Source organism: Sphingopyxis sp., from assembly GCF_965227415.1.
Classification (GTDB): Bacteria; Pseudomonadota; Alphaproteobacteria; order Sphingomonadales; family Sphingomonadaceae; genus Sphingopyxis.
This window is the reverse complement of record NZ_OZ245749.1, coordinates 2,553,865-2,568,150: the sequence shown is the minus strand read 5'-3', so window position 1 is coordinate 2,568,150 and position 14,286 is coordinate 2,553,865. Positions and strand designations below refer to the sequence as shown.

Below are 14,286 nucleotides of genomic sequence, written 5' to 3'. Positions count from 1 at the left end.
AGCTATGGCGCAGGCAATTGCGGGGGACGGTGCGACATCGCCCGTGCCGCGGGCGGGTCGTTACCGCTGGCTGATCATCGCGCTGCTGTTTGCCGCGACGACGGTCAATTATATCGACCGCACCATGCTTGGCCTGCTCGCGCCCGTGCTCGGCGACGAGATGCGGTGGAGCGAGAATGACTATGGCAATATCGTCACGGCATTCCAGGCGGCCTATGCGCTCGGCTTTCTGTTCATGGGCTGGCTGATCGACCGTTTCGGGCCGAAGATCGGCTATGCGGTGGCAATCACGATCTGGACGATCGGCCATGTCGCGCACGGTTTCGCGGGTTCGGTCGCCTCGTTCATGGTGGCACGGTCGATCCTGGGCGTCGGCGAGGCGGGGCATTTCCCCTCGGTCGTCCGCGCGGCGAGCGAATGGTTTCCGCAGAAAGAGCGATCCTATGCGATCGGCTGGGTCAACAGTGCGACGACGATCGGCGTGATCCTGACCGCACCGACGGTGGCGCTGTTCATGCGCGTGCTCGGCCTGGACTGGCGCGATACCTTTTTCTACACCGGCGCGTTCGGCGTCGTGCTGCTCACGCTATGGCTCTGGCTCTATAGCAATCCGCGCGAAAGCGGGAAGGTCAGCGAGGCCGAACTCGCGTGGATCGAACATGATCCACCCGAACAGGTCGAGCGCCTCGGTTGGGCGAAGATCGTCACCAAGCGCGAGGCCTGGGCCTTTGCCGTCGGCAAGTTCCTGACCGACCCCGTCTGGTTCCTGATGCTTTTCTGGCTGCCGAAATATTTCAGCTCGACCTATGACGTCGATCTCAAGATCGTGCTGCTGCCGATGATCATCATGTATCTGCTCTCCGACGTCGGCAGCATCGCGGGTGGCTGGGTGTCGTCGAAGCTGATCCAGAGCGGCCGCAGCGTCAATTTCGCGCGCAAGGCGACGATGCTGGGTGCGGGCTGTTGCGTGCTGCCCTTGCTGTTCGTCACCGGCCTGGAGAATATGTGGCTCGCGGTGGTGCTCATCGGCATCGCGCTCGCCGGGCATCAGGCCTTTTCGTCGACGATCCTGTCGATCCCGCCCGATATGTTTCCGAAGCGCGCGGTCGGTTCGGTGATCGGGCTCGGCGGCTTCATGGGCGGCATCGGCGGCATGATCATGGCGAAGTCGACCGGGCTCGTCCTCGACGCGACCGGCGGCAATTACACGATCATCTTCGCGGTGTGCACGACCACCTATTTCCTCGCCGTTCTGGCGATCCACCTGTTGAGCCCGCGCCTCGCGCCGGTGACCGTAGAAAGCGAAGCCTGAATCCCATGACGCGTCCGTTGCGGCTCTCCCCCGACCGGCTCTTTCCCTCCGACCCGGCGCAGCGCGACATCGCGCGCCGACTTTACGCGGGCGTGGCAGGCCTGCCGATCATCAGCCCGCACGGCCATACCGACCCCCGCTGGTTCGCGGACAATCAGCCGTTCGGCAACGCGACCGAGATGTTGCTGCATCCCGACCATTATGTGTTCCGGATGCTCTATTCGCAGGGCGTGTCGCTCGATGCGCTCGGCATCCGCAACCCCGACGCCGATCCCCGGGCAAGCTGGCGGCTGTTTGCACAGAATTACCATCTGTTCCGTGGCACCCCGTCGCGGATGTGGATGGATTGGGTGTTCGCCGAGGCGTTCGGGATCGACGTGCAGTTCGAGGCTGCGACCTCGGATCTTTATTATGACCGGATCACCGAAAAGCTGGCGAGCGATGCGTTCCGCCCGCGTGCGCTGTTCGACCGTTTCGGGATCGAAGTGATCGCGACGACCGAAAGCCCGCTCGATACGCTCGAGCATCATCGCGTGATCCGCACCGCGAACGAAAGCGGCGAATGGAGCGGGCGGGTGATCACCGCCTATCGCCCCGACCCCGTCGTCGATCCCGAGTTCGAAGGCTTTTATGCCAATCTTGCACGCTTCTCCGATCTGTCGGGCGAGGATGCGTACAGCTATGCCGGCTATCTGGCCGCGCACCGCAACCGCCGCGCCTTCTTCGCCGAAATGGGTGCGACCTCGACCGATCATGGCCATCCGACTGCCGCGACCGCCGACCTGACCAGGACCGAAGCCGAGGCGCTGTTTGCGCGCGTCACCCGCGGCGACGTCGCCGCCGCCGATGCCGAGCTGTTCCGCGCGCATATGCTGACCGTGATGGCGGGGATGAGCCTGGACGACGGGCTCGTCATGCAGATTCACCCCGGCGCCTTCCGCAATCACAACCCCTGGCTGTTCGACCATTATGGCCGCGACAAGGGCGCGGATATTCCCATGAGCACCGACTATGTCCACGCGCTCCGCCCGCTGCTCGCGCGCTATGGCAATCAGGCGGGGCTGACGATCATCCTCTTCACGCTCGACGAGACGAGCTATGCGAGGGAGCTGGCGCCGCTCGCGGGCCATTATCCGGCGCTGAAGCTCGGGCCCGCCTGGTGGTTCCACGACAGCCCCGAAGGGATGCGGCGCTTTCGCGGGTCAATGACCGAGACGGCGGGCTTCTACAACAGTGTCGGCTTCAACGACGACACGCGCGCCTTTCTGTCGATCCCTGCGCGCCACGATGTCGCGCGGCGCATCGACTGCGGCTTTCTTGCGCAGCTCGTCGCCGAGCACAGGCTCGAGGAATGGGAAGCCGCCGAGCTTGCGACCGACCTCAGCTATACGCTCGCCAAGGCGGCCTACCGGCTGTGAGGCTGACCGCGGAAACGCCGCTTCCATCGTCGATCCCGCAGCCGGCCTACGACCGCTCGGCGCAGGCCGCGGGGATCGTCCACATCGGTATCGGCGCTTTCCACCGCGCGCATCAGGCGGTTTACACCGACGATGCGATGGGGGCGGGGGACCGCGACTGGAGGATCGTCGGCGTGTCGCTGCGGTCGGGCGATGTCGCGGCGCAACTGAACGCGCAGGACGGGCTTTACACGGTCGGCGTGCGCAGCGCAGCGGGCAGCGAACTGCGGCTGATCGGTGCGGTGCAACGCGTGCTGGTCGCGCCCGACGATCCGCAGGCGGTGATCGATGCGATCGCCGCGCCGACGACGCATATCATCAGCTTTACGGTGACCGAAAAGGGCTATTTGCGAGGCCCCGACGGCGCGCTCGATCTGGCGGCCGCCAGGGAATCGCCCAGCCTCTATCGCTTCGTCGGCGCCGGACTCGCCGCGCGAAAGGCGGCCGGGCTGCCCGGGCTGACCTTGCTCAGCTGTGACAATCTTGCGGGCAATGGCGCGGCGCTGAAGGCGCTGATGCGTCAATATCTGGCCGCCGAGCATCCCGGTCTCGTCGGCTGGTTCGACGCGGCATGCCGTTGCCCCGCGACGATGATCGACCGCATCGTCCCCGCGACGACCGAGGCCGACCGCGCGGCCGTCGAAGCCGCGCTCGGCGCGCGCGACGAAGGTGCGGTGGTCACCGAAGGCTTCAGCCAATGGGTGGTCGAGAATGATTTCGCCGGCCCGCGCCCGCGCTGGGAAGCAGTCGGCGCCGAACTCGTGTCCGATGTCGCGCCCTATGAGACCGCGAAACTGCGCATGCTCAACGGCGCGCATTCGGCGCTTGCCTATATCGGCCTCGGCGCCGGTCATGTCTTCGTGCATCAGGCGATCGCCGATCGCGCGATCCGGCCGCTGATCGACCGGTTGATGCGCGACGAAGCCGCGCCGACGATCGATGCGGCACCGGGTCAGGATCTGGCGCTTTATGCCGATGCGCTGATCGCGCGTTTCGCCAACCCGGCGCTGCACCACCGGCTGCTCCAGATCGCGATGGACGGCAGCCAGAAGATTCCCCAGCGCTGGCTCGAAACGCTCGCATGGCATCAGGCGCGCGGAGGGCGCTGTCCATCGCTGGAAGCCGCGATAGCCGCATGGATTGCCTTCTTGCGCAGCGACTGCCCGATCGACGATCCGCTCGCCGACCGGTTGCGCGGGGCGGTGGCGGGGCCCGACGCGGTCGAAAGGCTGTTCGGTGAGGGCGGTTTGATCGCATCGGACTGGCGGCCGGAAATCTGATCCTGCACCCCTGCGAAGGCAGGGGGCCATCACCTGACGGTTCAAGATTGCGCGGACCGGAGATGGGTCGCTGCCTTCGCGGGGAAACGGAGATCTGTAATGCGCGCGGACGTCACCCCGGAACCAGCAACTCCCGACTCTCCCGCACCTCGGCGTCGAGCCAGTCGATGAACGCCCGGATGCGCGGCTGCGGCGCGACGTCGCGGTGCAGCGCGAGCCAGAAGGCGCGCGCGACGGTCTGTTCGGGCCGCACGCGCACCAGCCCCGGATCGCCCGCCGCCAAAAAGCAGGGCAGCACGCCGACGCCGGCTCCGCCCGCGATCATCCGCCGCTGCGCGAGGATCGACGACGATCGGATCGTCGCGCGCAGCCCCGGTTCGATCTCGCCCAGATAATCGAGTTCGGGGGCATAGAGGATGTCGGGCATATAGCCGATCACCGGGATTCCCGCGCGCGACAGCGGAACGCTCGCGACCGCTTCCTGCCAGTCGGGCCGGTCGGTGGGGGCATAAAGGCCCAAGCTGTAGTCCGACAGCTTGCGCGTGATCAGCGGGCCCTTGCGCGGCCGTGCGAGCAGCACCGCCATGTCGGCTTCGCGCCGCGACGGATTGAGGAAGCCCGACGACGCGACAAGGTCGATCTCCAGCTCGGGGTGCGCCGCCGCAAAGCCTTCGACGCGCGGCGCGATAAAGCTGTAGCCAAAGCCTTCGGAGACGCTGACGCGCAATTGCCCCGACAGCGCCGAACCGCCCTCGCGCGCCGAATGGATCCGCGCCGCGGCGGCCGCCATCGCTTCGGCGTGCGGAACGAGCGCCCGGCCCGCCGCGGTCAGAACGAAACCCGACGGCGCGCGTTCGAACAATGTCTGGCCCAGCGCAGCTTCGAGCGCACTCACCCGGCGGCTGACCGTCGTCGCATCCACATGCAGCGCCGCACCGGCGCGCGCGAGCGTGCCATGGCGTGCGACGAACAGGAAATATTGCAGCTTGTCCCAGTCCATAAGCTGCAAATATGCAGGATCGGACTGCAAGTCTATCCCTTGCAATCAGGCTGCAACTGGTCTGTGGCATCGGCAAGATTTTACGGGAGACTCGAACATGCGACAGATCGACCATCTTATCGTCGGCGGTGCCGGCGGCAGCGTGCGCCAGGGCGACGTTCTCGACCCCAACAATGGCGGCGTGCAAGCGCAGGTCGCGCTCGGCGATGCCGCGTTGCTCGCGAAAGCCGTCGCGGCGGCAAAGGCGGCGCAGCCCGCCTGGGCCGCGACCAATCCGCAGCGCCGCGCGCGCGTGATGTTCGAATTCAAGCGCCTCGTCGAAGCCAATATGGATGCGCTCGCGCACATGCTGTCGAGCGAACATGGCAAGGTAATCGCCGATTCGAAGGGCGACATTCAGCGCGGGCTCGAGGTCATCGAATTCTGCTGCGGCATCCCGCACGTGCTGAAGGGCGAATATACGCAGGGCGCCGGCCCCGGCATCGACGTCTATTCGATGCGCCAGCCGATCGGCATCGGCGCGGGCATCACCCCGTTCAACTTCCCCGCGATGATCCCGCTGTGGATGTCGGGCGTCGCGATCGCGACCGGCAACGCCTTCATCATCAAGCCGAGCGAACGCGACCCGTCGGTACCCGTCCGCCTCGCCGAACTCTTCCTCGAAGCGGGCCTTCCCGAAGGGATTTGCCAGGTCGTCCACGGCGACAAGGAAATGGTCGACGCGATCCTCGACCATCCCGATATCGGCGCGGTCAGCTTCGTCGGCTCGTCGGACATCGCGCATTATGTCTACAACCGCGGCGTCGCGAACGGCAAGCGCGTCCAGGCGATGGGCGGCGCGAAGAACCATGGCATCGTCATGCCCGACGCCGATCTCGATCAGGTCGTCAATGATCTGACCGGCGCCGCCTTCGGGTCGGCGGGCGAACGCTGCATGGCGCTGCCCGTCGTCGTCCCCGTCGGCGAGGACACCGCGAACCGCCTCCGTGCCAAGCTGATCCCCGCGATCGAGGCGCTGCGTGTCGGCGTCTCGACCGATCCCGATGCGCATTACGGCCCGGTGGTGACGCAAGCGCACAAGGACAAGGTCGAGGGCTGGATCCAGAAATGCGCCGACGAGGGCGCCGAACTGGTCGTCGACGGCCGCGGCTTCACCTTGCAGGGGCATGAGAAGGGCTTCTTCGTCGGCCCGACGCTGTTCGATCATGTCACCACCGACATGGAATCGTACAAGGAGGAAATCTTCGGGCCGGTGCTCCAGATCGTCCGCGCTCCCGATTTCGAAACCGCGCTCGAACTGCCCAGCAAGCATCAGTACGGCAACGGCGTCGCGATCTTCACGCGCAACGGCCACGCTGCGCGCGAATTCGCCGCGCGGGTCAATGTCGGCATGGTCGGCATCAACGTGCCGATCCCGGTGCCCGTCGCCTATCACACCTTCGGCGGCTGGAAACGCTCGGCGTTCGGCGACACCAACCAGCATGGCATGGAAGGCGTGAAGTTCTGGACCAAGGTCAAGACCGTCACTGCGCGCTGGCCCGATGGATCGCCCGACGGCGGCAACGCGTTCGTCATCCCGACGATGGGTTAGCGGCTGGCGCACCCTGGCCATGACGATGGCGAGGGTGCCGCCGCCCGGCCTTTGCGCTATACGCGCTGCGTCTGAGGTTTGACGAAAGGGAGACTCGATATGGACATTCGCTTCTTTGCCATCGCCGCTGTCCTGCCGCTTGCCGCCTGCGCGAGCAGCGAAGCGCCTGCCGAAACGACCCCGCCGCCGCCTGCTGAAATGACGTGCAGTGCCGATCCGGCGCAAAGCTTCGTCGGCCAGACCGCGACGCCCGATGTCGGCGCCGCGGTCGTCAAGGCGACCGGTGCGCGCACGCTGCGCTGGGGCCCGCCGCGTTCGGCGATGACTATGGATTATCGGCAGGACCGCGTGAACGTCCTGTACGACGACGCATACAAGATCACGCAGATCAGCTGTGGCTGACAGCACCCGTCGCAACCACAGCTCGGCCTCGCCGTTCGAACCGGTCTATGGCTATAGCCGGGCGGTTCGGGTGGGCAGCCGTATCGACGTGGCCGGCTGTGCACCGATCGAGCCCGACGGGTCGTCGACCCCCGGCGACGCCGGCGCGCAGGCGGCGCGCTGCCTGGCGATCATCGGCGAAGCGCTGACCGCGCTCGGCGGCAGCTTCGCCGATGTCGTCCGCACGCGCATGTATATCACCGACGCCGCCGATGCCGACCTGGTCGGCCGGGCGCATGGCGCGGTGTTCCAGCATATCCGCCCGGCGTCGACGATGCTGGTGATCCCCGCGCTCATCCGCCCCGAGTGGAAAGTCGAAATCGAAGCCGAAGCCATCATCGAGAAGACAGCATGACCGACCAGTTCCAGCTTACCGACGATCAGCTTGCGATCCAGGATATGGCGCGCAAATTCACCGCCGACGCGATCACGCCCTTCGCCGCCGAATGGGACGAGAAAGCGCATTTCCCGCGCGACGTGATCAAGCAGGCGGCCGAACTCGGCTTTGCCGCCATCTATGTCAGCGAGGAATCGGGCGGCATCGGCCTCGGCCGGCTGGAGGCGGCGCTGATCATGGAAGCCATGTCCTATGGCTGCCCCGCGACGAGCGCGTTCATCTCGATCCACAATATGTCGAGCTGGATGATCGATACCTTCGGTGGTGCCGAAGTGAAGGCGAAATTCCTGCCCGGCCTCGTCACGATGGACCAGATCGCGAGCTATTGCCTGACCGAACCCGGCAGCGGGTCGGACGCCGCCGCGCTCAAGACCACGGCAAAGCTCGAGGGCGACCATTATGTCGTCAACGGCACCAAGCAGTTCATCTCGGGCGCCGGGGTCAACGACATCTATGTCACGATGGTGCGCACGGGTCAGCCGGGACCAAAGGGCATTTCGTGCCTCGTCATCGACAAGGACATGCCCGGCGTCAGCTTCGGCGCCAAGGAACGCAAACTCGGCTGGAACGCCTCGCCGACTGCGCAGGTGATCTTCGACAATGTGAAAGTGCCGGTCGAGAATCGCGTCGGGGCCGAGGGCGACGGGTTTCGCTTCGCGATGGCGGGGCTCGACGGCGGCCGCCTCAACATCGGCGCCTGCTCCTTGGGCGGGGCGCAGCGCTGTCTCGACGAAGCGGTCGCCTATTCGAAGGACCGCCAGCAATTCGGGTCGCCGATCGCCGATTTCCAGAACACCCAGTTCATGCTCGCCGACATGGCGACCGACCTCGAAGCCGCGCGCGCGCTGCTCTATATGGCAGCGGCAAAGGTCACCGCGAACGCTCCCGACAAGTCGCGCTTCTCGGCGATGGCAAAGCGGCTGGCGACCGACAATGGCAGCAAGATCGTCAACGACGCGCTGCAATTGTTCGGCGGCTACGGCTATTTGAAGGATTATCCGATCGAGCGATTCTGGCGCGACCTGCGCGTCCATTCGATCCTCGAAGGCACCAACCAGGTGATGCGGATGATCATCGGAAGGGATTTGCTGAGGCAATGATGACCGAAGACGTACTGATCTCGACCGACGGCCGCGCCGGCCGCCTGTCGCTCAATCGCCCCAAGGCGATCCACGCGCTCAACCTCGCGATGTGCAAGGCGATGATCGACGCGCTCGTCACATGGCAGGGCGATGACGCGGTCGAGGCGGTGATCATCGATCATAGCGAAGGTCGCGGCTTCTGCGCCGGCGGCGACATCCGCATGCTCGCGACAAGCGGCGCGAAGGACGGCAAGGAAGCGCGCGCATTCTTCCACACCGAATATCGTCTTAACCACCTGCTCTTCACATACCCCAAGCCCGTTGTCGCCTTCATGGACGGCATCACGATGGGCGGCGGGGTCGGGATCTCGCAGCCCGCGAAATATCGCGTCGCAACCGAGCATACGCGCTTTGCGATGCCCGAGACGGGGATCGGCCTGTTCCCCGACGTCGGCGGCGGCTGGTATCTGCCGCGGCTCGAAGGCCGCGTCGGCGCCTATCTCGCGCTCACCGGCGCGCGGCTCGACGGGGCGGATTGTTTGGCGCTCGGGCTCGCGACGCATTATCTGCCGTCGGACAAGCTGGCCGAAGCGAAGGATCGCATCGCCGCGCATCCCGACCGCATCGGCGGCATCTTGGGCGATCTGTCCGTCACCGCGCCGCCCGCGCCGATCACCGGCCATATCGACAAGATCAACCGGCTGTTCGCGAGCGACACCTATGAGGATATTCTCGCCGCGCTCGAAGCCGATGGCAGCGACTGGGCGGCGAAGGAGCTTGGCATCCTCCACGGCAAGTCGCCCCAAACCTGCAAGGTCGCGCTCCGCCAGCTGAAGGAAGGCGGCGAAATGCACGACTTCGCCGCGCAGATGACACAGGAATATGCGATCGGCAGCCGCGTCGTTGCGATGCACGATTTCATCGAAGGCGTCCGCGCGCTGATCATCGACAAGGACAACAGCCCGAAATGGGACCCGCCGACCGCCGAGGCAGTCACCGACGACTGGATCGACGCGATCTTCGCGCCGCTTCCTGACAATGAGAAATGGACGCCGCTCAGCTAACTGCCCACCCATCTTCGTCACCCCGGACTTGATCCGGGGTCCACGGGGTCATGGATACCGGATCAAGTCCGGCATGACGAATATCTGGAGATCATCTGAATGACCTACGAAACCCTTCTCGTCGAAACGCGCGGCGCCGTCACTCTGGTGACGCTCAACCGCCCGCAAGCTCTGAATGCGCTCAACTCGGATGTGCTGGGCGATCTGATCGCGGCGTTTGCGGCGTTTGAGGCCGACGACAGCCAGCGCTGCGCCATCCTCACCGGCTCGGGCGACAAGGCGTTTGCGGCCGGCGCCGACATCAAGGAAATGGCCGACAAGCCCGCCGCCGATTTCTACCTCGAGGATTTCTTCTCGAAATGGACGAGCGACTTTGTGAAGAAGGTCCGCAAGCCGTGGATCGCCGCGGTCAACGGTTTCTCGCTCGGCGGCGGCTGCGAGCTGGCGATGATGGCCGACTTCATCATCGCGAGCGACAAGGCGAAGTTCGGCCAGCCCGAGATCAAGCTCGGCGTCGCGCCGGGCATGGGCGGGTCGCAGCGGCTGACCCGCGCGATCGGCAAGGCGAAGGCAATGGAAATGTGCCTGACCGGCCGGATGATGGACGCCGCCGAAGCCGAACGCTCGGGCCTCGTGGCGCGCGTCGTGCCGCACGAGACGCTGGTCGACGAGGCGGTAAAGACCGCGACACTCATTGCATCGATGCCGCCGATGGCCGCGATGGTGAACAAGGATATGGTCAACGCGGCGTTCGAAACGACGCTCGACCAAGGGCTGATCTACGAACGCCGCCTGTTCCAGATCCTCGCCGCGACCGAAGACAAGGCCGAGGGCATGGCCGCGTTCATCGAAAAGCGCGAAGGCGTGTGGAAGGGGCGATAGAGGGATGCGGCCCTTCTATCTGATTCTGATCATATTGTGGGGTGTGCTGTTGTTCTACACGGCCAGGGTCATTGCCGAACATGGCCTTAATCTTTTCTCCTATTTCTTTGGCGACATCGCGCGGGGGACATGGCCGGGCCAGTTCAACCTTGATTTCCTGATGATGCTCTTCCTGTCGGCAAGCTGGACCGCGTGGCGCAATCGCTTCTCGGGCGCCGCTATCGCCCTGGCGATAGCCGCGTTTTTCGGCGGTGCGGGGTTCCTGCTGCCCTATCTCACCTATCTGGCCTGGAAGCATGACGGCGTGACGTCGGACATTCTGCTGGGTCGTCATGCGAAGGACTCCGCGACATGAAAATCGCCTTTATCGGACTCGGCAACATGGGCGGCGGGATGGCCGCGAACCTCGCGAAGGCAGGGCATGAGGTCCGCGCCTTCGATTTGAGTGAAGAGGCGCTCGCCCGCGCCGTCGAGGCAGGATGCGCGCGCGCCGTGTCGGCCGCCGAAGCCGTCACCGGTGTCGAGGCGATCGTGACGATGCTCCCCGCGGGCAAGCATGTCGCTTCGGTCTATGAAGGCGACGTCTTTCCGAACGCCGCGCCGGGCACGCTGCTGCTCGACTGCTCGACGATCGACGTCGCGACCGCGCGGTCGAACATCGAAGCCGCGACCGCCAAGGGTCTTGTCGCCGTCGACGCGCCCGTCTCGGGCGGTATCGCGGCGGCGAACGCCGGCACCTTGACCTTCATGGTCGGCGGCACCGACGCGGGCTTTGCGCGCGCCGAACCGATCCTCGCCCGGATGGGCAAGGCGGTGATCCACGCCGGCGACGCGGGCGCGGGCCAGGGCGCAAAGATATGCAACAACATGCTGCTCGGCGCGTCGATGGTCGCGACGTGCGAAACGCTCGCGCTTGCGCTCAAGCTCGGGCTCGATCCGCAGAAATTCTTCGACATCGCCAGCGTGTCTTCGGGGCAGTGCTGGTCGCTGACCAGCTATGCACCGCTCCCCGGCGTCGGCCCGACGACCCCCGCCGACAATGATTATAAGGGCGGGTTCGCGGCGGCGCTGATGCTCAAGGATCTGCGCCTCGCGATGGAGGCCGCGGCCAGCGTCGATGCCGATGTCCCGATGGGGGCAAAGGCCCGCGAGCTATACGAAGCCTTCGTCGCAGCCGACACGGACGGCCGCGACTTTTCGGCGATCATCCAGACGTTGCAGGGCTGAGCCTTTTCCATTTTGGTCATCCCGGACTTGATCCGGGATCCACTGGTGGCGTTGACGTCCTGGACCCCGGATCAAGCCCGGGGTGACGATGGTCTGGCGATTGCGCCGCGGTCGGAAACGGATCGCCGCGACGGGCGCTCAGTAAAAATCCGCCGTCTCGCCGCCATCGGTGCGCTCCGTGCGATGCACCTGCGTGGGGGCGCGGCGGTCGCCGGCGATCACTTGCAGTCGCCCGTCGATCCGCCGCACTTCGGCTGGCGCCAGAATGCGCGCGCGCGCGACGCCGGTCGCCGTCGCCTGCGGCTGTGCCGTGGGCGGTGCAGCGGTGACGCTTCCGGTGAACAACAGGACGGCAAGAAACGACATGGCGGTCATGCTTTGCCGTAACGGCAGCTATTACCACCGCTTTAACCTTGAATCGCGATTTCCCGGTCCGCGCCGCGTGCCTCGCGGTCAAAACAAAGGCCGCCCGCCCCGATCCGGGACAGGCGGCCCTTGATTGCTTATCGGCGCGCGGGTCAGAAGCCCGCTTTTGCCGCCGCCTTTTCCTTCAGCGAGGCGGCAACGGTGAAGCCATGCTTCTCCAGCGCCGCGGCGATCTTGTCGGTGCCCTCGATGCCCGCCCAGAACATCGGGCCGCCGCGATACACCGGCCAGCCATAACCGAACACCCAGACGACATCGATGTCGCTCGCGCGCTGCGCCTTGCCTTCTTCCAGGATCAGCGCGCCTTCATTGACCATCGGGTACAGGGTGCGCTCGATGATCTCCTGATCGGTGATCTCGCGCTTCTCGATCCCTGCCTTCTTGCGGAATTCGTCGATGATCTCCTCGACGCGCGCGCTCGGGCTGGGGTTGCGCTTGTCGTCATAGTCGTAAAAGCCGGCCTGCTTCTTCTGGCCCCAGCGGCCTTCGGCGGCGAGCGCGTCGCGGATGCTTTCGATCCGGTTCGGGTCGCGGTGCCAGCCGATGTCGACACCCGCCAGATCACTCATCTGGAACGGTCCCATCGGCATCCCGAAATCGGTGTGGACCTTGTCGACCTGCGCCGGCGTCGCGCCTTCGAGCAGCAGCTTCTGCGCTTCGATCTGGCGCGGTGCGAGCATGCGGTTGCCGATGAAGCCGTGGCAGACGCCCGCGACGACCGATACCTTGCCGATCTTCTTGCCCCACGCCATCGCGGTCGCGAGCACGTCGTCCGACGTCTTTTCGCCGCGCACGACTTCGAGCAGCTTCATGACGTTCGCGGGCGAGAAGAAATGCATGCCGACGACGTCGCCGGGGCGGCTGGTCGAGGCGGCGATCTCGTCGACGTTCAGATAGCTCGTGTTCGACGCCAGGATCGCGCCGGGCTTCGCGATCGCGTCGAGCTTGCCGAAAATCTCTTTCTTGACGCCCATGTCTTCATAGACCGCCTCGATGATGAGGTCGCAGTCGGCGAGTGCGTCGAGGCTCAGCGACGGCGTGATCAGCGCCATCATCTGGTCGACCTGCTCGGGCTTGAAACGCCCCTTGGCCGCCGAGGCGTCGTAATTCTTGCGGATGACGCCCAGCCCGCGGTCGAGCGCGTCCTGCTGCATCTCGACGATCGTGCACGGCACGCCCTTCTGCAGGAAGTTCATCATGATGCCGCCGCCCATCGTGCCGGCGCCGATGATGCCGACCCGCTTGATGTCGCGCAGCTGGATGTCCTTGGGCAGGCCGTCGATCTTGGCGGCCTGGCGCTCGGCGAAGAACAGGTGGCGCTGTGCCGCCGACTGGCTGCCCATCATCAGCTTCATGAATTCCTGGCGTTCGAACGCCAGCCCCTCGTCGAAGGGCAGGCGCGTCGCGGCCTCGACGCAGGCCAGGTTCGCATAAGGCGCCTCGAAGCCGCGCCAGCGCTTGGCGTTTGCGGTCTTGAGCTGTTCGATGACGGCGACGTCGCCGAACACCGGGCGCTCGCGCGTCGGGCGCGGGCCGTCGGCGATCTTGCTGCGCGCGAACGCGATCGCGTCGGCCGCCAGGCTGTCTTCGCTCGCCAGCGCATCGACCAGGCCGAGCTCCTTCGCTTTCGCCGCGGGCAGCGGATCGCCGGTCGAGACCATCGTCGCGGCGGCTTCGACGCCGACGACGCGCGGCAGGCGCTGTGTGCCGCCAGCACCGGGCAGCAGGCCAAGCTTCACTTCGGGAACGCCGAGCTTCGCCGAGGGAACGGCGACGCGGTAATGGCAGACGAGCGCGGTTTCGAGTCCGCCGCCCAGCGCGGTGCCGTGGATCGCCGCGACGACCGGCTTGGTCGCCTGTTCGATGCTGTTGAGCACTGCGTTGAAATCGGGGCCGCGCGGCGCTTTCCCGAACTCGCTGATGTCGGCGCCCGCGATGAAGGTCGAACCGTCGCAGCGCAGCACGATCGCCTTGATCGCGTCATCGGCGAGCGCGGCGGCGAAATGGTCGGCCAGGCCTTGGCGGACGTGCCAGCTCAGCGCGTTGACCGGCGGATTGTTGACGATGACGACGGCGACGTCGCCATCCTTCTGCATCGTCACGCTGACGGGGGTATCTTCGGACATC

The 14,286-nt window shown here is 65.7% G+C and carries 14 protein-coding genes; 11 read left to right on the top strand and 3 right to left on the bottom strand.

Annotated features, from left to right (window positions below; genetic code table 11):
* Nucleotides 1-4 precede the first annotated feature (4 nt).
* From ACO055_RS12540 to ACO055_RS12530, 3 genes are read left to right on the top strand one after another with little or no spacing between them, the layout of a single operon-like run.
* A complete protein-coding gene (locus ACO055_RS12540) occupies nucleotides 5-1,312 on the top strand; it encodes an MFS transporter (protein WP_422059218.1) in 1,308 nt (435 codons plus the stop codon).
* 5 nt (nucleotides 1,313-1,317) lie between these two features.
* Nucleotides 1,318-2,730, top strand: coding sequence for a glucuronate isomerase (gene uxaC / locus ACO055_RS12535; RefSeq protein ID WP_422059217.1), 1,413 nt, complete (start codon nucleotides 1,318-1,320; stop codon nucleotides 2,728-2,730).
* Nucleotides 2,727-4,049, top strand: coding sequence for a mannitol dehydrogenase family protein (locus ACO055_RS12530; RefSeq protein WP_422059216.1), 1,323 nt, complete (start codon nucleotides 2,727-2,729; stop codon nucleotides 4,047-4,049). The genes uxaC and ACO055_RS12530 overlap by 4 nt, the downstream gene beginning before the upstream one ends.
* Nucleotides 4,050-4,161: 112 nt before the next feature.
* Here ACO055_RS12530 and ACO055_RS12525 read toward each other — a convergent pair whose 3' ends face one another.
* Nucleotides 4,162-5,049, bottom strand: a complete 888-nt coding sequence (locus tag ACO055_RS12525) for a LysR family transcriptional regulator (protein ID WP_422062461.1) — start codon at nucleotides 5,047-5,049, stop codon at nucleotides 4,162-4,164.
* Between the two features lie 97 nt (nucleotides 5,050-5,146).
* On the opposite strand from ACO055_RS12525, the gene ACO055_RS12520 reads away from it, so the two are divergent.
* From ACO055_RS12520 to mmsB, 8 genes are all read left to right on the top strand, one after another.
* On the top strand, nucleotides 5,147-6,640 hold the full coding sequence (locus ACO055_RS12520; protein WP_422059215.1) for a CoA-acylating methylmalonate-semialdehyde dehydrogenase: 1,494 nt from the start codon (nucleotides 5,147-5,149) through the stop codon (nucleotides 6,638-6,640).
* A gap of 99 nt (nucleotides 6,641-6,739) precedes the next feature.
* Nucleotides 6,740-7,042, top strand: coding sequence for an I78 family peptidase inhibitor (locus ACO055_RS12515; protein WP_422059214.1), 303 nt, complete (start codon nucleotides 6,740-6,742; stop codon nucleotides 7,040-7,042).
* Nucleotides 7,035-7,436, top strand: coding sequence for a RidA family protein (locus tag ACO055_RS12510; RefSeq protein ID WP_422059213.1), 402 nt, complete (start codon nucleotides 7,035-7,037; stop codon nucleotides 7,434-7,436). The genes ACO055_RS12515 and ACO055_RS12510 overlap by 8 nt, the downstream gene beginning before the upstream one ends.
* Nucleotides 7,433-8,578: an acyl-CoA dehydrogenase family protein gene (locus ACO055_RS12505; RefSeq protein WP_422059212.1), complete on the top strand. Its 1,146-nt coding sequence runs from the start codon at nucleotides 7,433-7,435 to the stop codon at nucleotides 8,576-8,578. The genes ACO055_RS12510 and ACO055_RS12505 overlap by 4 nt, the downstream gene beginning before the upstream one ends.
* Complete coding sequence (locus ACO055_RS12500) at nucleotides 8,578-9,624, top strand: enoyl-CoA hydratase/isomerase family protein (protein WP_422059211.1); 1,047 nt, start codon at nucleotides 8,578-8,580, stop codon at nucleotides 9,622-9,624. Before ACO055_RS12505 ends, ACO055_RS12500 begins: the two co-directional genes overlap by 1 nt.
* A gap of 99 nt (nucleotides 9,625-9,723) precedes the next feature.
* Nucleotides 9,724-10,506 (top strand): enoyl-CoA hydratase-related protein, encoded by a 783-nt coding sequence (locus ACO055_RS12495; protein ID WP_422059210.1) that lies wholly within the window; start codon nucleotides 9,724-9,726, stop codon nucleotides 10,504-10,506.
* 4 nt (nucleotides 10,507-10,510) lie between these two features.
* Nucleotides 10,511-10,861, top strand: coding sequence for a hypothetical protein (locus tag ACO055_RS12490; RefSeq protein ID WP_422059209.1), 351 nt, complete (start codon nucleotides 10,511-10,513; stop codon nucleotides 10,859-10,861).
* Entirely contained in the window at nucleotides 10,858-11,733 is an 876-nt protein-coding gene (gene mmsB, locus ACO055_RS12485; protein ID WP_422059208.1) for a 3-hydroxyisobutyrate dehydrogenase, read from the top strand. The genes ACO055_RS12490 and mmsB overlap by 4 nt, the downstream gene beginning before the upstream one ends.
* A 138-nt stretch (nucleotides 11,734-11,871) precedes the next feature.
* Here the strand turns inward: mmsB and ACO055_RS12480 are convergent, their stop codons facing one another.
* On the bottom strand, nucleotides 11,872-12,099 hold the full coding sequence (locus ACO055_RS12480) for a hypothetical protein (RefSeq protein WP_422059207.1): 228 nt from the start codon (nucleotides 12,097-12,099) through the stop codon (nucleotides 11,872-11,874).
* A gap of 152 nt (nucleotides 12,100-12,251) precedes the next feature.
* Nucleotides 12,252-14,285: a 3-hydroxyacyl-CoA dehydrogenase NAD-binding domain-containing protein gene (locus ACO055_RS12475; protein ID WP_422059206.1), complete on the bottom strand. Its 2,034-nt coding sequence runs from the start codon at nucleotides 14,283-14,285 to the stop codon at nucleotides 12,252-12,254.
* Nucleotide 14,286 lies beyond the last annotated feature (1 nt).